The sequence below is a fragment of the Rhodobium gokarnense genome (genome assembly GCF_025961475.1).
Lineage (GTDB): Bacteria > Pseudomonadota > Alphaproteobacteria > Rhizobiales > Rhodobiaceae > Rhodobium > Rhodobium gokarnense.
Genome location: NZ_JAOQNS010000001.1, coordinates 74,525 through 95,491, shown reverse-complemented (window position 1 = coordinate 95,491; position 20,967 = coordinate 74,525). Strand labels below are relative to the sequence as shown.

The following is a 20,967-nucleotide window of genomic DNA, read 5'->3' as shown; positions in this document are numbered from 1 at the left end:
TTTTCCGGTCGCGAGGCCGACGCGATCGCACCGTTGGATCCGCAACGCGACAGCCAATCCTCAGGCCGCGCCCCCTAGCTCCACGCCAAGTCGCTTCATGTAGTCGCGCAACGGCGAGATATCCGCATCGATCTGCGCCGTCCGGCTATGCGATATCGGCTGGTCGATATCGCAGATCACGAAATACATGCCGCCAAGCACATAACAGATCAGGATGATGCTGAGAAAACCGAAAAAGCCTGGGATCGAAATGATCACGGCCAAGGCGTAGAAGATCAGAATTCGCTGCAGGAACTCATCGTAAATGCGCGGTGTTTCGGTCTTCATGCGAAAGACGATGTAAGAGACCTTCTGATTGATCGATGCCCGGATCGGCGCCCCGATATTCGCCTCCTGCATCTTCAGGATCAGCCGATCGTGCACATCCCAGAAACCATCTGGGTTTTCACCCGTCCGGAAATAGGTCTCCAACTGCGCGGTCCATTCCCGGATCAAGCTCCTGTCGACGGTCGTCTGGATGCTCTCCAACAGGCCGATGGTTTCGATCAGGCTGTCTTCGAATTTGTGCAGACGGGTCTGCGCAACGCCGAGCTTCGATCCGAGCAGAACCCCTATGGAGAAGCCGACCACGGCGATCACTGTGCCGAGGTTTCCGATCTCCGGAACCCATTGTTGATCCTCGAACGCAAACACGACGATCTTCAAGGCCATGCCGATCGCCATGTAGGGCGCCGTCTGCGCCAGGACGCCCTTCCAGAAGGGATCCTGCTCGCGCCGGAAACGCACGATCTTCAAAATCCGAAACAGGCGAAACAACCGCATGACCCGGAAGAATCCGGCGCTGACAGCCCCACCGAAGGCAAAGATCAATAGGGACGGAAAGACAGCAAGAAAATCGACGGCCCCATAGAAGCTGAAAACGTACTTTCTCGGATTCTCCGCAAGAACGACCCGAAAAATGTATTCGACTGCAAAAATAGCGATGATCACGTAATCCGCCACGTCGACGAACATCGCCATCTGCGGGCCGATATCTTCCTTGTAGCGAACTTCGACGACGAGAAGGAAAATCGAAAGGAATATCAGGAAGAGAAGAACGTAGTTGAAGACGACATATTCCCGGCTTCCTTGCCTGTTGAGAGCCCTGTCGAAAAAACGCAGCATGCCAAAGGCTTCGACCAGAATTAGAACTTTGGCGATAGTGCGTGCGCGCCTGAATTTGTCAATGAGGCGCGCGGTGCCCGATTGCCGGGCGCGCAGGCAGCGCTTTCCCTTCCCGCCATTGCGAGCGCAGCGACTTAGTCGAGCAACAGTCTTCGCGCCCGCCACCGGCACACCGCTTGGCAAGGGCATTGGATGCCGGGTCTTCGCCCGGCATGACGGGAGCAGGAGCTCGGAACGGGGGCGGCACGACCTCTGGCGATGCCACCCTCCCCGGCGTCATTGCCGTGCTTGACACGGCAATCCATGTGGCGGTCGTTCCAATCGCTCCCATTGCAGATGACCGCTAGGCATCATGGACCACCGTGTCGAGCACGGTGGTGATGCGGAGGCTGGGGGACAGCGGAGCCAGAAGCCGCGAGCCCAACCGGAACAGCCGATGCCGGCATGCCGGGAGCGGCAGTTTCATTCCAGCACGGCACAACGGCGACGGCACTGGCCGCCGGATGACTTGCCCATCTCCCCACACGCCCCCTTGACCTCACCTCCCCCACCCCCGATCCTCCTCCCATGTCCGTCCGCCCGCCCTCCCTCTACGCCCCGAGGGGCCTGACCGATCCGCTGACCGCGTCGATCGACCGGGAGGTGATGGAGGAAAAGGCCGGCACGCTCGGGCGGCTGCTGCGCGAGCTGGAAAAGCGCCTGAAGCGACTCAAGGACTTCGAGGCGGAGCTGCCCGCCCCCCACCTTGCCGAGGACGACCCGCGCCGGCAGGAGCATGCGGCGTTGATCGACGCCGCCGGCGAGACGCTCTGGTACACCGTCATCCAGCGAGACCTGTGCGGTTTCACCCGCACCGACCAGTTCCTGAAAGACATGAAGGTGCCGAAATCCGTGCGCCTGCGCATGGGCGTCGTCGCCCGCGCCGCCGCCAGCAAGTAGTCGGGCAGCCACCAAGCAGCCGCCTACTTGTTCTCCATCGCCCTGTTGTGACGGCGCAGCAGCACGGCGGAGGAGGAGAACGCCCCGGCGTCACCGGCAAAGACGTTGATGCGGCCGGTCGACAGCCGCGCGGCCTTCAGCGCCTCGGTGTCGGCGAGTGCCTGGCGCAGCAGCGGCAGCCGCGCCGACTTGGCGTATTCGCGCTTGTCGAAGGCAAGGTTCTCCGCCCGGCAACGCAGGCTCTCCAGCTTGGCGATCCGCGTGATCACCCGCCGCGCGGCCGCGCAGGAGCGCTGCGGCGTCATCTGCCGGACCGAGCGCACGAACCGCTGCATGCATTTCTGGTAGATCGCCCGGTGGGTGAGTTCGTGCTGGCGCGCGTTCTTGACGAAGGAGCGGTAGAGCCGGCGCGTGCGGGGCTTCAGCCGGCGCTCGCCCACATGCCGCGGCAGCGTCACGACATAGGTCGTCTTGACCGAGAAATCCTTGACCCTGCACGTCTTTCCGGACTGCAAGTGGCCGCTCGGCTCGACCGAGGTCTGGATGCTGGCGATGGAAAAGTCGCCGCGATTGACCCGCCGCTGGCGCCAGATGTCGACGATGATCTCCGCCGGCGTCTCGCCGCGCACCGCGTAGTGCTTGTAGACGGTTTTGCCCGCGACCGGGGCCGCACCGGCAGGCATCGCCAGCACTGCGACGGCTGCGATCCCGATTGCGATCCTTTTCGCCCGGCCTGCCATGCCCAGCCCTTTTCGTCCGTTGCCGACAGGTACTATAGCGCCGATCGCCGCCGGCGCCACGCCTAACCGGCCATGCCAAACCACCCCGGGGCGGCCCCTATTGCAGGAACGGGTTGGTCTTGCGCTCCTCGTCGATGGTCGTCATCGGCCCGTGGCCGGGCAGGACGGAAACGTCGTCGCCGAGCGGAAAGAGCTTGTCCTTGATCGAGGAAATCAGCGCCGGATGGTCGCCGCGCGGAAAATCGGTGCGTCCGATCGAGCCCTGGAAGAGAACGTCGCCGGCGATCAGCAGCCGCACGGGTTCCAGGAAGAACACCACATGGCCCGGCGTATGGCCCGGGCAGTGCAGCACCTTGAAGGTCAGCTCGCCGACGCTGACCGTGTCGCCCTCGGCAAGCCAGCGGTCCGGGGTGACGTTGCGCCCTTCCGCCGGCACGCCGAAGTCGCGGCCCTGCGTCGCGAGGCTTTCCAGGAGGAAGGTGTCGTCCACATGCGGCCCCTCGATCGGAACGCCATAGGCTTCGGCCAGCTCCGCCGCACCGCCGGCATGGTCGAGATGTCCGTGGGTGAGGAGCACCTTTTCCGGCGTCACGCCCTTGTCCGCGATCACCTGCTTCAGGCCCTCCACGTCGCCGCCCGGATCGACGATCGCCGCCTTCATCGTCGCGGTACACCACAGGATCGTGCAGTTCTGCTGGAAGGCGGTGACGGGCACGACGATGGCGTTCATGGGCTGCATGACGGGTCCTTTCGGGAGATCAGGCCGGGCGGATCGGAGGCGCCTCGGCGGCGCCACGATACACAATGCGGGGCCGGATGCACCAGCCGCCTGCGGACCGCCCGCCCCAATGACGCCATCAAGGTCTCACCAAACGGTCATAGAGCGCCGTTATCCTTTGAAGTCGCATTGCCCGCGGCAGGAGGCATCCGCGGGAGAGGAAGTCCGGCCGCATCCGGCGGCCGACAGGAAAGACGGCGACAAGCACAATGAGCGACTACGGATTCAGCGAGCGCATGTCGCGCCGCCAGGACGACGGCCCGGAGGAACGCGGCCCGCGGCAATACGGCACGGTGAAATTCTTCAAGGCGGACAAGGGCTTCGGCTTCATCAAGCCGGACATGGGCGAGGCCGACATCTTCGTCCACATCTCCGCGGTGGAGCGCTCCGGCCTCGGCACCATCGATTCCGGCCAGCGCATCTCCTTCGAGACCGAGCCGGACCGGCGCGGCCGCGGCCCCAAGGCCGTCGGGCTGAAGCTGGAAGACTGAGCCGACCGAGAGCGCGGCTTGCATTTGCCGCCGCGGCGCGGCAGGTAGGGGCGGATCGCGGCACCGGAGCGCCGCAGCTAAAGGCCCCTTCATGAACTACCGCCACGCCTTCCACGCCGGCAACTTCGCCGACGTCGTCAAGCACGCAACGCTCGCCCGCATCCTCGACTATCTGAAGAAGAAGCCGGCAGCGTTCAGGGTCATCGACACCCATGCCGGCCTCGGCGTCTACGACCTTTCGTCCGACGAGGCCCTTCGCACCGGCGAATGGCAGGGCGGCATCGGCCGGCTGATCGAAGCCGAGATTCCGGAAAATATCGCCGCGCTGCTGGAGCCCTATTTCGAGACGATCCGCGACCTCAATAGCGACGATGCCGTTGCCGCCTATCCCGGCTCGCCGGAGATCGCCCGGCGCCTCACCCGCCGCAACGACCGCCTCACCCTCGTTGAACTGCACACGCGCGACTACGAGGCGCTGTTTGCGCTCTATTCCGGCGACCGGCGCATCAAAACGGTGGAACTGGACGGCTGGCTGGCGCTGGGCTCCTTCGTGCCGCCGAAGGAAAAGCGCGGCCTCGTCCTGGTCGATCCGGCGTTCGAGGAGACAGACGAGTTCGCAACGCTCGCCGACGGCCTCGCAAAGGCCCACCACCGCTGGTCGACCGGCATCTATTTGCTCTGGTACCCGATCAAGGATGCAACGAAGGTCCGCCATTTCCACGAGGACATCAAAGCCTCCGGCATCCGCCGGATCCTGCGCGTGGAGTTCCAGGTCGCAAGCGGTGACAAGGACGGCCCGCTCACCGGCTGCGGGCTTCTGATCGTCAATCCGCCCTATACGCTCGCCGACGAGTTGAAGCTGCTTCTGCCCTGGCTGCAGAAGACGCTGTCCGCCGGACCCGGTGCCGGCCATCGCCTCGACTGGCTCGTTCCCGAATAGCCACACCATCCGGCCATTTGGCGCCCGCATCCCCCCTTCGGCTTGACGCCGCACGGCCGCTGGCCCATCGTCGCCCCAAACTCTGCAGAAACGTTGCCAGGGGCCCGTCATGAGCCGTATCGCCCGCCTTGTCCTTGCCGCCGCGCTCCTTGCGCTCGGCGCCCTTCCGGCCTCGGCCTTCTTCTGGAACCACTCGGACGATCCCGATCCGGACCGCCACGTGCCGGCCTGCGACAGCCCCGGCGTCTTCCGCTCCATCACCCATCGCTTCGCCCATGCCGACCGCGAGCTCTACAGCAATATCCAGTCGATCGAAGAGATCGACGAGGTGCAGCAGCTCGCCCTCGTTGCCAACCGGCCGAGCCCGCTGGTGCGCCGCTATTGCCGTGCCCGCGTGCGCCTCTCCGACCTCAGTCACCGGAAGATGTACTACATGATCGAGGAGGAGGCCGGCTTCGTCGCTTTGTGGCGCGGCGTGGAGTTCTGCATAAGCGGCCTCGATCCCTGGTACGTGCACGACGCCAAGTGCCGCACGGTGCGGCCATAACGCTTCCCATGTGTCGCGCCCTTTCGGCCGCCATTCTCGCCGCCGTCGCCGTCCTGGCGCTGCGGCCGGCACCGTCGCTCGCCGACGGCCGGCCTGGCGTCTTCGACTACTATGTGCTGTCGCTGTCCTGGTCGCCGAGCTACTGCGAGGCCGAAGGCGCCCGCGCCAACCGCTTCCAGTGCGGCTCCGACCGCCCCTATGCCTTCGTCGTCCACGGCCTCTGGCCGCAATTCGAGCGCGGCTGGCCGGACTACTGCCACATGAGGAATTTCCGGCGCCTGACGGAGCGCGAGGTGACCGGCATGCTCGACATCATGCCGAGCCGCGACCTCGTCCGCCACGAATGGAAGAAGCACGGCACCTGCTCGGGCCTCTCGCCCGTCGGCTACCTGGAGCGCATGCGCGCGGCCGCAAAGCGGGTCGTCGTGCCGCCGGCCCTCACCCATCTGGACGACTACCGCATGGTCGATCCGGATCTGGTGGAAAAGGCCTTTCGCGCCGCCAATCCCGGGCTCCAGGCCGACGCCATCGCCGTGACCTGCGACCGGCGCCGGCTGCGCGAGGTCCGCATCTGCATGACCCGCGAGCTGGACTTCCGGCCCTGCCGTGCCGTCGACCGCCGCGCCTGCCGGCGCGACCGGGTGGTGATGCCGCCCTCGCGGCGGACCGGACGCAACCGTTGAGCCGTCCGGAACGTTGTGCCGGACGCCAAACGAAGGGGAGGACTCCCGATGACCAGGACTTTTTTTGCCGCTGCCGTTGCAGCGCTGATCTACACCGCCGCCTCCCCCGCAAGCGCCGAGGAGCGCGACTTCGACGACTGGTCGGTCGTCTGTGAGGACGAGGACGGCTGCATCGCCTCCAGCCTCGTCGGCAAGGCGAGCGGCGGCTACGACGCCCGCTTCGCCCTCCGGATCGGCCGCACCGCCAAGGCGGAATCGGCCTGGACGATCTCCATCTCCACCATCGCCGTCCTCGCCGACCGCGACCGCCCGGCGGAGGTCCGCGTCGACGACAACCCGCCGCTGACCCTGAAGCCCGAGCGCGGCTATGCGCCCTTCGGCACGGTCAACGACTTCTTCATCGTCGACGACGGGACGCTCAACATCCTGATCGGCCAGATGCTCGCCGGCGAGAGCCTGCGCTTCACGTTCCTCGACGTCTCCGGGACGCCCCATGACGTGGATTTCCCGCTGACCGGCATGTCCGCCGCCCTGGTCTGGATCGACGAGGCGCAAGGGAGGCTCGGCAGTCCGCTCGTTGCCGGTCCGCCGAACCACCTGCAGCCGGCGCCCAAGATCGACAACGCCGCCGCCATCGCCCGCCTCGGCGTGCCGCCGCACCTCCTCGCCCGCCATCGCGCGGCGAGCACCTGCGAGGACCCGAACTCCGAGCATATGAGCGACTTCGACCCGCTCATCGGCGCCGTGTCGAAGACCGCAACCCTCTACGCGCTCGCCTGCACCACCAGCGGCGACAATGTCGGCTACCGGCTTTACATCGTGGAAACCGGCGAGATCGGCGGCATCGAGCCGCTCTACTTCTCGGTCTTCAACCGCGACTACGGCTGGGTCGGCACCGACACGCTCTTCAACATCGCCTTCAACGAACAGACGAAAAGGCTGACCAGCCTCTATGCAGGCCGCGGCGGCAGCGATTGCGGCCATTCCGGCACCTGGGTGTGGAAGAACTACGCCTTCGCCATGGAGCGGTTTTCCGCCCCGGGCCGCTGCACCGGCGGCGGCAGCGCCAAGGACTGGCCCGTGGTTTATCCGGCAAAGTGACGGACGCCCTTGCGCCCCGCGCAAAATGTCCCGATGATTTTGCCGACCACACAGATATCCGGGGGCGAAACGAAGCGACGATGGCGACCAGGAAGAACAGCGGCGGCAAGGGACATCTTGCGTCCCTCGACATGACGAAGACGATCAAGAAGAAGAAATACCACCACAAGCTCGGCAAGCTTCAGGAAGAGCTGCGGCAGATCCAGCAGGCGTACCTGTTTTCCGGCGACGCCGCCGTCATCGTCTTTGAGGGCTGGGACGCCGCCGGCAAGGGCGGCACGATCCGCCGCATGATGGCCCTGCTCGACCCGCGCGGTGTCAAGGTCTGGCCGATCGCCGCGCCGCGCGACTACTACCGCGAGCGCCACTACCTGACCCGCTTCTGGGAACGCTTGCCGCCGAAGGGCACGATCTCGATCTTCGACCGCTCCTGGTACGGCCGGGTGATGGTCGAGCGCATCGAGGGCTTCGCCACCACCACGGAATGGCAGCGCGCCTTCGACGAGATCAACGATTTCGAGCGGCTTCTGGTCGAGGACGGCACCAGGGTGCTGAAATTCTTCCTCCACATCACGCCGGAGGAGCAGCTCCGCCGCTTCGAGGAGCGCCTGCGCGATCCGATCAAGCGCTGGAAGCTCGGCTACGAGGACTTCCGCAACCGCAAGCGCTGGCCGGAATATATCGAGGCCATCGAGGAGATGCTGGATAAGACCTCGACCAAGATAGCGCCCTGGCACCTGGTCCCGGCCAACGACAAGCGCTATGCGCGGATCGAGATCATTTCCACGATCTGCAAGGAGCTCTCCAGGGGCGTCGAACTCGGCCCCCGCCCGCTCGACCAGAAGACGCTGCTGGAAGCCAACAACATCTTCGACCTCGACCCCGACCTCGTCGACAATCTTGCCGGCCGGACGGAGTAGGGGCAGCCACTGTCGCCCTCACTCCGGCCGATGGACCGGCGGACGACGGCAGTCACACACTCGGTCGTCACCCCGGCCCCCGAGCCGGGGCCTATTGCCCCTGTCTAAACGGTACGCCGTTTATTGAGTAAACTATGCTTTCGTGCGCATGTCGGCCGCGCCGCCGAACCTCGACGGCATACCGTGTCGATAAGGGCAATGGATCCCGGGTCTCCGCTTCGCTCCGCCCGGGATGACGACAGAGTGAAACGGCAATAGGTAGAGCGTATTCCCGAAAAGTGGAAACCGGTTTTCGGATAAGAATACGCACAAAAACAACAATCTAGAGCATTTCGGGCGATTCCGTAATCGCATGAAATGCTCAGTGTGAGCAGCAAGCGAGAACCATCGAAGCCGCAAGGCTTCGCAAGGCCGACCGGCCGCCGGCGCTGTTGCGCCGCCCCCGCAGAGCCGTGAGCGACACTCAAACCCATCAAAGCGCCAGCACCGGCCGCAACTTCTCCGCCAGCGCATCGAGCGGATTGTCCGCAAGCGGCTCGGCGGCATGGACCGCGTCCCCGAACCGCGCCCTGTCCGCCTCGGCAATCGGCAGGCGCACCAGGCGCCGCGCGCCTTCAAGGGCATCGATCGCCTCGTCGTCGCGGGTTTTGCCGCGATGCTCCGGCACCAGCGCGATGACCGGCCGGCGCGCCGCCACCGCTTCCATCAGCATGGTTGCCGAATCCTCCGTCACGGCAAGGATATCAGCGCCGAAGAGCTCGTGCGCCGAGCCGGCCCCCGCCGCGCGGATGTCGACGAAGCCGGCAACGGACGGCTCCTCGGCGGCAAGCCGCTGGAGCCTGTCCGATGCCGCATCGGGCGTGCGCCGCGAATTGGTCAGCGTCCAGGAGAGCCCGGCCCTGCCCGTTTCCCGCACGAGGGAGTCCAGCCGCTCCCAGTCGGCCGGCCCCCAGGAATGGCTGCCCGAGGGCCCGCCGACGAACAGCGCCGCCGTGAGCCCGGAGAGATCCGTCCCCTGCGGCCGCGTCGGCGCGGGAAGATCGTCGGGCTCGAAGGGCGGCGGCTTCAGGGTGAGGATGTGGTTCGCCCGCACCGCCTCGCTCGGATAGATGGCGAGCACCGCCGAAAACCGGTCCTCCTTCATCTCCCGAAGCGAGCCGATGAAAATGTTCTTGCAGCCGAAATGGCGGGCGAGCAGCGCATTGGCGGCCATCGTCTCCGCCCCGGCCGAGACGATGATGTCGGGCCGCGCGATCGCGGCAAGGTCGAGCCCGTGGGCGAGCCTGAGGGCAAGCGCTGGCGAAAACGACAGCAATGACACCAGTTGCCGCTGGCGCCGCCCGCGCAGCCAGCCGGGGCTTTTCACCTGAATGCGCTCGACCGAAACCGGCGCCAGCCGCTGCAGCGCCCGGATCGCGCCCTCGCTCTGGTGATAGTGGCCCGGCCGGGAATCGCTGAGGAAAAGAATTCTTGCCGTCATGGCAATGGCGATAGCACAGGCCCGATCGCCGCGACAGCACCGGCGCGCCGCCGACGACGCCCGGCCCCGCTTTGCGGTTGCAGGGCAGTCCGGCACGGGAAACCGAAGCCGGGGTGGTTTCTATCGGCCACCGCGACGCCTATATAGGCCATCAATCAGGCCGCACAGGCCATCCACGCAACGCACCCTCTCCGGCATCCATCAGGACCCGATGCGGGGCGACAGCTCGAACGGGTTTGATGCTCCTCGATCTTGCCAGTCTCTTCGGCGGTCTCGCTATCCTCCTGATCGCCGGCGACGTCCTCGTTCGCGGCTCCGTCAGCCTGGCACAGCGTCTCGGCATTCCATCCCTGATCATCGGCCTGACCATCGTCGCCTTCGGCACCTCGGCGCCGGAATTCGTCATTTCGGTCCGCGCCGCCCTCGACGGCGCCGGCGGCATCGCCATCGGCAACGTGGTCGGCTCCAATGTCGCCAACGTGCTCCTCGTCCTCGGCCTGCCGTCGATCCTCGCCGCCACCTATTGCGGCGACGAGGGCGTCACCCGCAGCGCCGTCTTCATGATCGCGGTGTCGCTGGTGTTCGCGCTGTTCTGCTATTTCGGCGTCATCGACCGGGCAGCCGGCGTCATGCTCCTCGCCCTGCTGGTCGTTTTCCTTACCGCCTCGGTCCGGGTCGCCCGAAAGGCCCGGCGCGACAGGCGCCAGAACGAGATAGATGCCATCGACGACGACGTCGGCGGCGTGCCGAGCCGGCTTGCCATTGCCGCCTTCTTCCTCGTTGCCGGCCTTGCGGCGCTGCCCGTCGGCGCGCAACTGACGATCAACGGCGCCGTCTCCATCGCCCGCGCCTGGCACGTCTCCGACACCGCCATCGCGCTCACCATCGTCGCGCTCGGCACCTCGCTGCCGGAACTCGCCACCACGCTGATGTCGGCCGTGCGCGGCCACACCGGCGTTGCCGTCGGCAACATCGTCGGCTCCAACATCTTCAATCTCCTGGCGATCATCGGCGCCACCGCGCTCATTGCGCCGATCGCCGTGCCGGCCGAGATCGTCAGCTTCGACATCTGGGCGATGCTGGCGACGTCCGTGCTGATCCTCCTGTTCGCCGCCCTGTCGGTCACCATCGGCCGCATCACCGGCATCGCCATGACGGCCGGCTACGCGCTCTACATCTTCATCGTCTTCCAGATCGGCGCCGCCTGAGCGTCCATGCCGGGCGATTGATTAACCCGGCACGCCCCTTATTTTAGAGCCCTCGAACACGAACGGGGGGAACCGCTTGATGGCAGAAGACGCAAGGGCGCCCGGCCATATCCTGATCACCGGCGCCGCCAAGCGCATGGGCCGGGCCTTCGCAAAGACCTTCGCTGCGGCCGGCTGGTTCGTCACCATCCACGTCAACACCTCGCTCGGCGAGGCCGCGGATACGCTGGAAGAGGTGAAGAAGGCCGGCGGCGACGGCCGTATCCTCGCCCTCGACCTCACCGACTTTACCGCCTACGACGCGTTCTTCGAAAAGCTCGTGGCAGACAGCCCGCCGCTCACCGCGCTCATCAACAACGCCTCCATGTTCGAATATGACGAGGCCTGGACGTCGGAGCCGGCAACGCTGGAAAAGCATTTCCACGTCAATGCCGCCGCCCCGATCCTGCTGTCGCGCCGCTTCGCCGAACTGGTCCGCGAGCGCGGCGGCGAAGGCGTCATCGTCAACATGCTGGACAACAAGGTGTTCGCGCCCAACCCGGACTATTTCTCCTATTCGATCTCCAAATACGGGCTGATGGGCGCGACCGAGCTGATGGCCATGGCCCTTGCCCCCCATGTCCGCGTCTGCGGCATCGCCCCGGGCGTCACCTTCGTCTCCGGCGTCCAGAGCGACGACGACTTTGAGGAGACCAGGGCGATGAACCCCTTGAAACGGGCGATCGAGGTGGAGGACATCTGCCGCACCGCGCGCTTCATCGTGGAATCGCGCACCCTCAACGGCGAGATCATCACCGTCGACGGCGGCCAGAAGCTGATGAAGCTGGAGCGCGACGTCGCCTTCATGACCGAGCGGCAGAAATGAGCGCGCCCGAGCCCACGCAGGCCAGCGAGCGAATGCGAGCGCTCGGCCGCGAGCGAAAACCCGAGCCCGAAGGGCTCGCAAGGGCGACCGCCCGCCGGCGCCTTTGCGCCGCCCCGTCGGAGGCCCGAGCGCAAGCGAGGAACAGCCGTGAGACATAACAAATGACCACGCCCCGCGTGATGCTCTTCCTGGAAGACTTCGAGGTCACCATCGACATCGGCATCCACGACCACGAGATCGGCACGCCCCAGCGGGTGCTGATCAACGTCGATATCGAGGTCGACGCCGTCGTCGACGGCACCAGGGGCGACGAGATCGACCACGTGCTCGACTACGACTTCATCCGGGGCGGCATCCACGGCCTCGTCGAGAGCCGTCGCTACAACCTCCAGGAAACGCTCTGCCGGGACATCCTGGCGATGCTGTTCTCGCGGCCCGAGGTGCTGGCCGCCACCGTGTCGACGAGGAAGCTCGACGTCTATCCGGACTGCAAGTCGGTCGGCTGCCGGATGGACGCCCGGCGCTGAGGGATTGGCGTCCATTGCACGCGGCAGGCTCTCGAAGACAAGCTCCCGGGGTTTCAACGCCGTTGCCAGCGCGCGACAGCAAGCGTGCTCGTTAAATAAAGATTCACCAGCCATATTTGTATAAATAGTATAGATTCTGTTTTTCTCAATTTGAATCCGAATAGAAGCGCATTTGAACTGTCTGTTAAAGGGTTCGACAACAATATTGCCGGAAAAAGACGCGCAATCCTGCGTTCGGTCTGGAGTATATGCGTTGATACCGACATCCTTCCAGCGTCTGGCTTTCCGGATTCCCGCCCTCGTTGCGGTCTCTGCCCTCATTCTCACCGTCGCCGTCGGCACGGCGAGCTATTGGGCTGCCTCGACCAACGCCCACGACATGACGATGGAACGGCTCGACGCCGTTGCCGGCTCGCGCAAGGCGGAGCTGACCCACTATCTTGAGGCCGTCGACGAGGATCTGAAGACGCTGGCGGCAAGCCCGATGACGATCGACGCCCTGCAGGCCTTCGCCAAGGGCTGGCAGGAGATCGCTGCGGACCAGACGGCGGCCCTGCAGAAGGCCTATATCGAGGACAATCCGCACCCGACCGGCAAGAAGGACGAATTGGACAGCGCCGGAACGACCTCCTATGACGGCGTCCACGCGGCCTATCACCCCTGGTTCCGCAAGTTCCTGCGCGCCCGCGGCTACTACGACATCTTCCTGTTCGATGCCGAGGGCAATCTCGTCTACACGGTGTTCAAGGAACTCGACTACGCGACCAACCTGAACACCGGCGCCTGGAAGGACACCGACCTCGGAAATGCCTTCCGCAGCGGCTTCGGCGCGCCGGCGGACGGTGTCACCTTCTTCGACTTCCGGCCCTATGCGCCGAGCAATGACGCTCCGGCCGCGTTCCTGTCCGCGCCCATCGTCGCCGACGGCAACACCATCGGCGTCCTCGTTTTCCAGATGCCGATCGACAAGCTCAACGCGATCCTGGGCGACCAGGAAGGCCTCGGCAAGACCGGCGAGACCGTCCTGGTCGGCCCCAACGGCCTGATGCGCAACGATTCCACGCGGACCGCCGACACCAACGACATTCTGACGACCCGGCTTGAGGGTCCGGTCATCAGCGAGGCGGTTGCCGGCGAACGGTCCGAAGGGACGCTCGACGGCTATCGCGACATGGAGTTCCTCGCGGTCGCAACGCCGATCGCCTTCCATGGCACCAAGTGGGCGCTCGCCGCCCTGCAGGGCAGCGGCGAGGCGGCCGCGCCGGTCACCGCGCTTGGCCGCATGCTGCTGATGGTCTGCATTCCCCTGTTCCTCGTCGTCCTTGCGGTCGCGTTCCTGGCCGCGCGCTCCATCACCCGCAAGATCACCCGGATTGCCGGCACCATGCGCCGGCTCGCCGACAACGACCTTGAGGTCGAGGTGCCGGACTACGAGACCAGGGACGAGATCCGGGAGATGTCCGAGGCCGTCGTCGTCTTCAAGGAAAACGCGGTGGAACGCGAACGCAACCGCGCCACGCGCAAGGTCGAGCAGGCCGAGCGCGCCGAACGCCAGGCCCGGATCGAGGGGCTGATCGGCGATTTCCGCGAGCACTCGCAGACGATCCTCGGCGCGCTCTCCGGCCGCATGGGCGACATGCAGGAAACGGCCCGGGTCCTGTCCTCCGTCGCCGAGGAGACGTCCGAGAAGGCGACCGGTGCCGCCGCGTCCTCTGAGGAGGCCTCGGTCAACGTCCAGACGGTGGCCAGCGCCGCCGAGGAGCTCGACGCCTCGATTGCCGAGATCGCCCGCCAGGTCGGCGAGACGACCGCCGTCGTCCAGGAGGCCAGCACCACCACCCGCACCGCCAACGAGCGCATTTCCGGCCTTGCCGATGCGGCCCAGCGGATCGGCGAGGTGGTCAATCTGATCCAGGACATCGCCGCCCAGACCAATCTGCTGGCGCTCAACGCCACCATCGAGGCGGCACGCGCGGGCGAGATGGGCAAGGGCTTTGCGGTCGTCGCCTCCGAGGTGAAGACGCTGGCCTCCCAGACCAGCAAGGCGACCGAGCAGATCGCCCAGCAGATCGGCGAGATCCAGGGCTCCACCGACGAGGCCGTCGGCGCCATCCAGTCGATTTCGGAAATCATGGAGCGGGTCAACGGCTACACCAGCGCCATTGCCGCCGCGGTCGAGCAGCAGGGCGCCGCCACCGGCGACATCTCCCGCAACGTCCAGGAGGCCGCGGCCGGCACCCGCGAGGTCGCCGCCAACGTCTCCGGCGTCACCACAGCCGTCTCCAAGACCTCCGAGTCGGCCGACAGCGTCGCCGACACCTCGCGCAGCGCCGCCGACCAGGCCGAGGAACTGCGCGTCGCCGTCGACCGCTTCCTAGACGGCGTCGCCGCCGCCTGACCGACTTCCGCGGTGTGCCCGCCGCCCGTTCTTCCTCCCGACTGCCCGGCGGAGCCAAAGTGCTCCGCCGTTTTTTTGGGTTTTCGAAACGAGACATCAACGTCAAACAACGCGCCGGCCGCTGCAGACATGTCCCTGTGGGAAAAAACTGCTAGGATGGCGCGATGACGGAGACGTTTCTGAACGGCAGGATCACGGTGTCTTCCCTCGCCGCACCGACGGCGGCGGATCTGGAAAAACTGCGCGCGCTTTCCGAGGAGGACCGCAAGGCGCTCATCGCAGAGGCGATCGAGCGCGGGGCCAAATCACCGCCGAGCGGCAAGACCGCCGACCAGATTTTCGAAAGCGCTCGGGCGAAAGCCATTAAACGGGCCAATGCCGTATAGGCTAACCGAACGGGCTGCAGTCGACCTGGAGGATATTTTCCTCGAAGGCATTCTCACCTTTGGCGAACGACAAGCGCAGAAATACCAAGAATCGCTCACGCGAATATTCGAGCTCATCGCATTCCTGCCGGAAATCGGGAGGTCACGAGACCCGGGCACGGGTGATCGCCGCCGCTTCGTTCACGGTACCCACATAATTTACTACCGCGTCCACGCCGGCATGATTGTTGTCGAGCGGATCATCTATGGACCGCTGATCGCCGACCCTTGGGAATAAGCGCGAAGGCCTGTGAAAAGCAATCGAGCGTGCTTCACCGATCCGAGGGACGCCGATGTTTCGCGACCACGGCGTCGAAATCAGCATACGCGATCTCGCCGCGACGATACGCGGTCAACCGGTCATTCGATTCTTCGGCCCACAGGGCATCGAGGCGCGGGTCCGTCGCATCGAGGCTTTCGAGCACGCCTTCGACGAGTTCCACCCGCTCTTCGGGCGAAAGCTCCTTGGCCGCGTCGACCAGTTTTTTGAGGCGCTCGTTCATGGTGGTGATTTTAGCAAATGCCCCACACGATTGCGCCCGATTTTCCCGCTCGAACGTTGACGCGCCAAACGCCTTCCACCGCCGCCCTCCTCCTTCGCGCCGGAAATGTCCTATATCTGGGGCAAGCAACAGCACCGAACCGAATCGCCAGACCAAAAGCCACGTGACCCAGCAAGCCGAACAGCAGCCGCAAGAGACCGAGGCCCCCGCCCCCCGCGGCGTGGAGGTGATCGCCGATTTCGTGAAGCGCCTGCCGAATGCGCCGGGCGTCTATCGGATGATCAATGGCGACGGCGATGTGCTCTATGTGGGCAAGGCGCGGAACCTGAAGAAGCGGGTGACGAGCTATACCAAGCTCGCGGGCCAGTCGAACCGCATCGCCCGGATGATCCAGGCGACGGTGACGATGGAGTTCGTCACCACGCGGACCGAGACCGAGGCGCTGCTGCTTGAGGCCAACCTCATCAAGCGCCTCAGGCCGCGCTTCAACGTGCTCCTGCGCGACGACAAGTCGTTTCCCTATATCCTCCTCACCGGCGACCACGAGGCCGCGCAGATCGTCAAGCATCGCGGCGCCCAGAAGCGGAAGGGCAAGTATTTCGGCCCCTTCGCCTCGGCCGGCGCCGTCAACCGCACCATCAACGCGCTGCAGAAGGCGTTCCTGATCCGAAGCTGCTCCGATGCGGTCTATGACAGCCGCACCCGGCCGTGCCTGCTCTACCAGATCAAGCGCTGCGCCGGCCCCTGCACCGGCGAGATCGACGCCGAAGGCTACGACCGCCTGGTGAAGGAGGCCACGGCGTTCCTCTCCGGCAAGAGCAAGACGGTGAAGGCGGAATTAGCCAGCGCCATGGAGACGGCCTCGGACCGGCTCGACTTCGAGCAGGCCGCCGTCTACCGCGACCGCCTGGCGGCCCTCTCCCACGTCCAGTCGCACCAGGGCATCAACCCGCAGACCGTCAGCGAGGCCGACGTCTTCGCGCTGCACCAGGAGGGCGGCCAGACGGCAATAGAAGTGTTCTTCTTCCGCACCGGCCAGAACTGGGGCAACCGCTGCTACTACCCCAAGGCCGACAAGACCCTTGAGGCCGACGCGGTGCTGGAGAGTTTTCTCGCACAGTTCTACGACGACAAGCCCTGCCCGAAGCAGATCCTTCTCTCCCACGATTTCGCCGAGCGCGAGCTTCTGGCAACGGCCCTCACCGAAAAGACCGGCCGCAAGGTGGAAATCTCCGTGCCCCAGCGCGGCGAGAAGAAGGAGCTGGTCGACCACGCCCATGCCAACGCCCGCGAGGCGCTCGGCCGCCGGCTCGCGGAATCCTCGTCCCAGGCGCGGCTGCTGGAAGGCGTCGGCGAGGTCTTCGGCCTTGAGGCCATGCCCCGGCGCATCGAGGTCTACGACAACTCCCACATCATGGGCACCAATGCCGTCGGCGGCATGATCGTCGCCGGGCCGGAAGGATTCGTGAAGGGGCAATATCGAAAATTCAACATCAAGTCGGACGACATCACGCCGGGCGACGACTTCGGCATGATGCGCGAGGTGATGACGCGCCGTTTCTCGCGCCTGCTGAAGGAGGCCGGCCCGCGCGGCGGCAACGGAGATGGCGAGGAAGACCGCGACACCGTCGGCGCGTGGCCGGATCTCGTCCTGATCGACGGCGGCCGTGGCCAGCTCAATGCGGTGCGCGAGACGCTCGCCGAACTCGGCATCGAGGATCTGCCGCTGGTCGGCGTCGCCAAGGGCCCGGAGCGCAATGCGGGCCGCGAGACCTTTTATCTGCCGGAGCGCGACAGCTTCATGCTGCCGACCCGCGATCCGGTGCTCTATTTCATCCAGCGCCTGCGCGACGAGGCCCACCGCTTCGCCATCGGCTCGCACCGGGCCCGGCGCAAGAAGGACCTGACCAAGAACCCGCTCGACGAAATCCGCGGCGTCGGCCCCGGCCGCAAGCGCGCGCTGCTGCGCCATTTCGGCACTGCCAAGGCGGTCAGCCGCGCCGGCATCGACGATCTGCGGGCCGTGCCCGGCATCTCCGAAAGCATCGCCCAGATCGTCTACGACTTCTTCCATGAGGGCGCCGGATAGGCTAGGCAAGGCGTCATCCGTTTCCTGGTGTTTCGGCTGCCATGGTCCACCGCCTCATTCTGGCGCTTGTCGTCCTTGCCCTTGTGCCGGCCGGCCCGGCCATGGCCCAGGGCGGCGGCTGCATCTGCCTGAAGGAGCCGCGCGAGACGATCCTGAAGGAGGCCGACGTGGTCTTCGTGGGCAAGCCGACCAAGGTCTCCAAGGCCGACGAGGACGGCGTTCAATGGGAGACCACGATCTTTGCCGTCGACAAATGGCTGAAGGGCCGGCAGGGCGACGCCAACGGCGCGGAGATTTCCATCCCGCCCTCGGTCTGCGCCGTGCGCTTCAAGCCCGGCACAGGCCCGTTCACCGTCGCCGCCTTTCTTGACGACAAGGGCCGGCTGATCACCAATAGCTGCATCATGCTGAACATCTCCCGCAAGCAGTAGCGGCGACATCAGGAGACGGCCATGCGCAACGGCAAAATCAATGCGATCCTCCTTTCCGGCCTTGTCGCCACATCGATGCTCGCCGCGACCACTCTTAAGGCCGACGCCTGCTCCTGCCGCCGCGTCAGCCAGGCCGACGCCATGGCCGCTGCCGACATCGTCTTTGAGGGCGAGGTCACTGATGCGCGCCTCGTCGGCGGCCGCAAGCGCGAGACCACGTTCCGCGTCGACCGCGTCGTCAAGGGCGAGGTCGGCGGCACCGTGCGGATCGTCACCAACCGGCAGTCGGCGACCTGCGGCGTCGATTTCGGAGAGAGCAATTACGGCCCGTTGATCGCGGCAAAACGGGGCGACGACGGCAGCTACCGCACCAATTCCTGCCTGATGTGGAACGTCAATCGCGAGTAAGCGATGGAGGGGTATCGACGGCAGTAGCGCCAACATCCAGCACGAAGCGCTGCTCGGTGACCGGCGTGCCCCAGCTCGTCGCCTCGTGCTCCTCGGTCAGACGGAAGCCTGCGGCTTCGTAGAGATGCCGGGCGGCATCGAGCCCCGCAAAGGTGTCGAGATAGCAGGAGGTGGCGCCCGAGGATCTGACGAACCGGACGGCCTCGTCCATCAGCCGGCGCCCGAGCCCGCGGCCGCGCGCAGCGTCCGTGACGACGAACCAGCGCAGATGCGCCCTCCCCGGAGCCAGCTCCGGATCGCTGCCGTCGATGGCGACGGAGCCGAGAAAGGTGTCCCCGCCATGGGCGTGCACCAGCCGGTCGCGAACAGGGTCGTAGCGCTCCAGGAACGCGGCCAGCCCGCCTGCGACCTTCGCCTCGAACACCGGCCCGAAATCCCATTCCCGCGCATAGTAGACGGCATGGGCGCGGACGATCTCGCCGACGATGCCCGGCACCCAGCCATAGCCGATAGCCATTCCCGACCGACCCGAACCTTCCGCCATATGATCCCCCGATACGCCTTCATCCCTGACGCCGCGATTGTAGAGCCCGCGCGCATCCGCCGACACCCGATAACGGACAAGCCCACCCCTGCCGCAAGGCCCAACGGGCATTGACGACCTTCGCGTCCAAATGCATGGAGGATTTGGAATGCGAGGCTTGTCCAAGGACACCACGGTTGCGGTCAATGCCCCTTCCAACAGGCCCAGCAACCGCGCTGTCACAAACAGGCCTTAGGCTTACCCGGCAAACGAGAAACCCGTTGCGGGATTTCGCCTGCGCGACCTTGCCGCCGCGTTTCGGTCGCGTTCCCGCATTGACCCGAAAAGCCGGGCATGGTGTTGTCGCACCGCAAAGGCAGCATCCCAAGCCTTAAGCCGCGCCCAGAGCCTCATGCCGCGATCACACGCCTACAGCCTTCCGAATATCCTCACCTATGGCCGCATCGCCGCGGTCCCGATGGTCGTCGTCTGCTTTTTCGGCGAGGGGAAATTCTCCGGCAGCGACGCCGCCCGCTGGACGGCGGTGTTCCTGTTCCTGATCGCCAGCATCACCGATTTCCTCGACGGCTACCTCGCCCGTGCCTGGGACCAGCAGTCGTCCATCGGCCGCATGCTCGATCCGATCGCCGACAAGCTGCTGGTCGCGGCCTGCCTGTTGCTGCTGGCCGCCGATGGTACCATCGCGGGCTGGTCGCTGTGGGCCGCCATCGTCATATTGTGCCGCGAGATCCTGGTCTCGGGCTTGCGCGAATATCTTGCCGAGTTGAAGGTCAGCGTGCCCGTCACCCGGCTCGCCAAGTGGAAGACCACGGTGCAGCTCGTCGCCATCGGCTTTCTTCTCGCCGGCCCCGCCGGCGAGCGCTACCTGCCGGGCACGACGCTGATCGGCCTGACGCTTCTGTGGAGCGCGGCACTCGTTACCCTTTATACCGGCTACGATTATTTCCGCGCCGGTATCGGCCACCTGTTTGAGGACGAATCGTGAAGCTTCTCTATTTCGCCTGGCTCCGTGAGCGCGTCGGCAAGCCCGAGGAAGAAATCGACCCGCCGGCCGACGTCGCCACCGTCGCCGACCTGATCGCCTGGCTGAAAGGCCGCGGCGAGGAGTTCGAATACGCCTTCGAGGCGCCCGAACTGATCCGCGTCGCCGTCGACCGGGTCCATGTCGAGCACGAGGCGGCGATCACCGGCGCCCGCGAGATCGCCATGTTCCCGCCGATGACCGGCGGCTGAGCCTCAATGGCTGCTACGATCCGTATCCAGGCCGAGCCCTTCGACCTTGCCGCCGAGAGCGAAAAGCTGCTCGAAGGCCGGGCCGATATCGGCGCGCTCGCCAGCTTCACCGGCTATGTCCGCGACGAGGACGGGCGGCTCTCGGCCTTGGAACTGGAGCACTATCCGGGCATGGCCGAGGACGAGATCGGCCGTGTCGCGGCAAAGGCGGAAGCGCGCTGGGAGCTCCTCGGCCTGACCGCCATCCACCGCTACGGCAAGCTCGCTCCGGGCGACCCCATCGTGCTGGTCATCGCCGCCGCCTCCCACCGCCGCGCCGCCTTCGAGGCGGCCGAATTTATGATGGATTACCTGAAGACCCGCGCACCGTTCTGGAAGAAGGAACATCTGAAGGACGGCACGACCGGCGGCTGGGTCGAGGCCAAGGACGCCGACGACAGCGCGCTGCTGCGCTGGGAGGAGTAGGGAGTTCCAAGGTCGGCCTCCTACCGCCAACGCCCCCTCGATTGCCGCGTCGACCTAGCAGCCTCCTCGCAATGACGTTGAAACTGTT

25 protein-coding genes are annotated in these 20,967 nt (G+C 65.7%); 19 read left to right on the top strand and 6 right to left on the bottom strand.

What is annotated here, in order from left to right; genetic code table 11:
- Positions 1-60 precede the first annotated feature (60 nt).
- Positions 61-1,353 carry an ion transporter gene (locus tag M2319_RS00495; protein WP_264599469.1) on the bottom strand — a complete coding sequence of 431 codons (1,293 nt, stop codon included), beginning with the start codon at positions 1,351-1,353 and terminating at the stop codon, positions 61-63.
- A 378-nt stretch (positions 1,354-1,731) separates the two neighbouring features.
- On the opposite strand from M2319_RS00495, the gene M2319_RS00490 reads away from it, so the two are divergent.
- On the top strand, positions 1,732-2,103 hold the full coding sequence (locus M2319_RS00490; protein WP_264599468.1) for a hypothetical protein: 372 nt from the start codon (positions 1,732-1,734) through the stop codon (positions 2,101-2,103).
- Between the two features lie 23 nt (positions 2,104-2,126).
- On the opposite strand, the gene M2319_RS00485 is transcribed toward M2319_RS00490, so the two are convergent.
- A complete protein-coding gene (locus M2319_RS00485; RefSeq protein ID WP_264599467.1) occupies positions 2,127-2,786 on the bottom strand; it encodes a DUF922 domain-containing Zn-dependent protease in 660 nt (219 codons plus the stop codon).
- A 154-nt stretch (positions 2,787-2,940) separates the two neighbouring features.
- Entirely contained in the window at positions 2,941-3,582 is a 642-nt protein-coding gene (locus M2319_RS00480; protein WP_319801755.1) for an MBL fold metallo-hydrolase, read from the bottom strand.
- A 248-nt stretch (positions 3,583-3,830) separates the two neighbouring features.
- On the opposite strand from M2319_RS00480, the gene M2319_RS00475 reads away from it, so the two are divergent.
- The 6 genes from M2319_RS00475 (at position 3,831) to M2319_RS00450 (ending at position 8,303) form a co-directional block, all read left to right on the top strand.
- Positions 3,831-4,112 (top strand): cold-shock protein, encoded by a 282-nt coding sequence (locus M2319_RS00475; RefSeq protein WP_319801754.1) that lies wholly within the window; start codon positions 3,831-3,833, stop codon positions 4,110-4,112.
- A gap of 91 nt (positions 4,113-4,203) precedes the next feature.
- Positions 4,204-5,052 carry a 23S rRNA (adenine(2030)-N(6))-methyltransferase RlmJ gene (locus M2319_RS00470; RefSeq protein WP_264599466.1) on the top strand — a complete coding sequence of 283 codons (849 nt, stop codon included), beginning with the start codon at positions 4,204-4,206 and terminating at the stop codon, positions 5,050-5,052.
- Positions 5,053-5,161: 109 nt separating this feature from the next.
- Positions 5,162-5,599: a hypothetical protein gene (locus tag M2319_RS00465; protein WP_264599465.1), complete on the top strand. Its 438-nt coding sequence runs from the start codon at positions 5,162-5,164 to the stop codon at positions 5,597-5,599.
- An 8-nt stretch (positions 5,600-5,607) separates the two neighbouring features.
- On the top strand, positions 5,608-6,282 hold the full coding sequence (locus M2319_RS00460) for a ribonuclease T2 (protein ID WP_264599464.1): 675 nt from the start codon (positions 5,608-5,610) through the stop codon (positions 6,280-6,282).
- A 48-nt stretch (positions 6,283-6,330) separates the two neighbouring features.
- On the top strand, positions 6,331-7,383 hold the full coding sequence (locus tag M2319_RS00455; protein ID WP_264599463.1) for a DUF1176 domain-containing protein: 1,053 nt from the start codon (positions 6,331-6,333) through the stop codon (positions 7,381-7,383).
- A gap of 80 nt (positions 7,384-7,463) precedes the next feature.
- Positions 7,464-8,303 carry a polyphosphate kinase 2 family protein gene (locus tag M2319_RS00450; protein WP_264599462.1) on the top strand — a complete coding sequence of 280 codons (840 nt, stop codon included), beginning with the start codon at positions 7,464-7,466 and terminating at the stop codon, positions 8,301-8,303.
- A gap of 472 nt (positions 8,304-8,775) precedes the next feature.
- Here M2319_RS00450 and M2319_RS00445 read toward each other — a convergent pair whose 3' ends face one another.
- Positions 8,776-9,783 carry a mitochondrial fission ELM1 family protein gene (locus tag M2319_RS00445; RefSeq protein ID WP_264599461.1) on the bottom strand — a complete coding sequence of 336 codons (1,008 nt, stop codon included), beginning with the start codon at positions 9,781-9,783 and terminating at the stop codon, positions 8,776-8,778.
- Positions 9,784-10,022: 239 nt separating this feature from the next.
- Here M2319_RS00445 and M2319_RS00440 point away from each other — a divergent pair, with 239 nt between their 5' ends.
- The 6 genes from M2319_RS00440 (at position 10,023) to M2319_RS00415 (ending at position 15,444) form a co-directional block, all read left to right on the top strand.
- Entirely contained in the window at positions 10,023-10,991 is a 969-nt protein-coding gene (locus tag M2319_RS00440) for a calcium/sodium antiporter (protein ID WP_264599460.1), read from the top strand.
- Between the two features lie 79 nt (positions 10,992-11,070).
- Entirely contained in the window at positions 11,071-11,856 is a 786-nt protein-coding gene (locus M2319_RS00435; protein ID WP_264599459.1) for an SDR family NAD(P)-dependent oxidoreductase, read from the top strand.
- Positions 11,857-12,017: 161 nt separating this feature from the next.
- The gene (locus M2319_RS00430) at positions 12,018-12,383 is read left to right on the top strand and encodes a dihydroneopterin aldolase (protein WP_264599458.1); all 366 of its coding nucleotides are present in this window, start codon (positions 12,018-12,020) and stop codon (positions 12,381-12,383) included.
- A gap of 253 nt (positions 12,384-12,636) precedes the next feature.
- Positions 12,637-14,781, top strand: coding sequence for a methyl-accepting chemotaxis protein (locus M2319_RS00425; RefSeq protein WP_264599457.1), 2,145 nt, complete (start codon positions 12,637-12,639; stop codon positions 14,779-14,781).
- A gap of 164 nt (positions 14,782-14,945) precedes the next feature.
- On the top strand, positions 14,946-15,167 hold the full coding sequence (locus tag M2319_RS00420) for a hypothetical protein (protein WP_264599456.1): 222 nt from the start codon (positions 14,946-14,948) through the stop codon (positions 15,165-15,167).
- A complete protein-coding gene (locus M2319_RS00415; RefSeq protein WP_264599455.1) occupies positions 15,157-15,444 on the top strand; it encodes a type II toxin-antitoxin system RelE/ParE family toxin in 288 nt (95 codons plus the stop codon). The genes M2319_RS00420 and M2319_RS00415 overlap by 11 nt, the downstream gene beginning before the upstream one ends.
- 34 nt (positions 15,445-15,478) lie before the next feature.
- On the opposite strand, the gene M2319_RS00410 is transcribed toward M2319_RS00415, so the two are convergent.
- Positions 15,479-15,709: an addiction module protein gene (locus M2319_RS00410; RefSeq protein ID WP_264599454.1), complete on the bottom strand. Its 231-nt coding sequence runs from the start codon at positions 15,707-15,709 to the stop codon at positions 15,479-15,481.
- 163 nt (positions 15,710-15,872) lie between these two features.
- Here M2319_RS00410 and uvrC point away from each other — a divergent pair, with 163 nt between their 5' ends.
- The 3 genes from uvrC to M2319_RS00395 are packed head-to-tail and all read left to right on the top strand — an operon-like array spanning position 15,873 to position 18,637.
- The gene (gene uvrC / locus M2319_RS00405; RefSeq protein ID WP_264599453.1) at positions 15,873-17,798 is read left to right on the top strand and encodes an excinuclease ABC subunit UvrC; all 1,926 of its coding nucleotides are present in this window, start codon (positions 15,873-15,875) and stop codon (positions 17,796-17,798) included.
- Positions 17,799-17,839: 41 nt separating this feature from the next.
- Positions 17,840-18,229 carry a hypothetical protein gene (locus M2319_RS00400; protein ID WP_264599452.1) on the top strand — a complete coding sequence of 130 codons (390 nt, stop codon included), beginning with the start codon at positions 17,840-17,842 and terminating at the stop codon, positions 18,227-18,229.
- 21 nt (positions 18,230-18,250) lie between these two features.
- Positions 18,251-18,637, top strand: coding sequence for a hypothetical protein (locus tag M2319_RS00395; RefSeq protein ID WP_264599451.1), 387 nt, complete (start codon positions 18,251-18,253; stop codon positions 18,635-18,637).
- Here the strand turns inward: M2319_RS00395 and M2319_RS00390 are convergent.
- Positions 18,624-19,154 carry a GNAT family N-acetyltransferase gene (locus M2319_RS00390; RefSeq protein WP_264599450.1) on the bottom strand — a complete coding sequence of 177 codons (531 nt, stop codon included), beginning with the start codon at positions 19,152-19,154 and terminating at the stop codon, positions 18,624-18,626. The genes M2319_RS00395 and M2319_RS00390 overlap by 14 nt on opposite strands.
- Before the next feature lie 418 nt (positions 19,155-19,572).
- On the opposite strand from M2319_RS00390, the gene pgsA reads away from it, so the two are divergent.
- Genes pgsA through M2319_RS00375 form a run of 3 tightly spaced genes read left to right on the top strand, consistent with a single transcriptional unit; the run spans position 19,573 to position 20,879 of the window.
- Positions 19,573-20,166 carry a CDP-diacylglycerol--glycerol-3-phosphate 3-phosphatidyltransferase gene (gene pgsA / locus M2319_RS00385; protein ID WP_264599449.1) on the top strand — a complete coding sequence of 198 codons (594 nt, stop codon included), beginning with the start codon at positions 19,573-19,575 and terminating at the stop codon, positions 20,164-20,166.
- On the top strand, positions 20,163-20,414 hold the full coding sequence (gene moaD / locus M2319_RS00380) for a molybdopterin converting factor subunit 1 (RefSeq protein WP_264599448.1): 252 nt from the start codon (positions 20,163-20,165) through the stop codon (positions 20,412-20,414). Before pgsA ends, moaD begins: the two co-directional genes overlap by 4 nt.
- Before the next feature lie 6 nt (positions 20,415-20,420).
- The gene (locus tag M2319_RS00375) at positions 20,421-20,879 is read left to right on the top strand and encodes a molybdenum cofactor biosynthesis protein MoaE (RefSeq protein ID WP_264599447.1); all 459 of its coding nucleotides are present in this window, start codon (positions 20,421-20,423) and stop codon (positions 20,877-20,879) included.
- Positions 20,880-20,967: the final 88 nt, after the last annotated feature.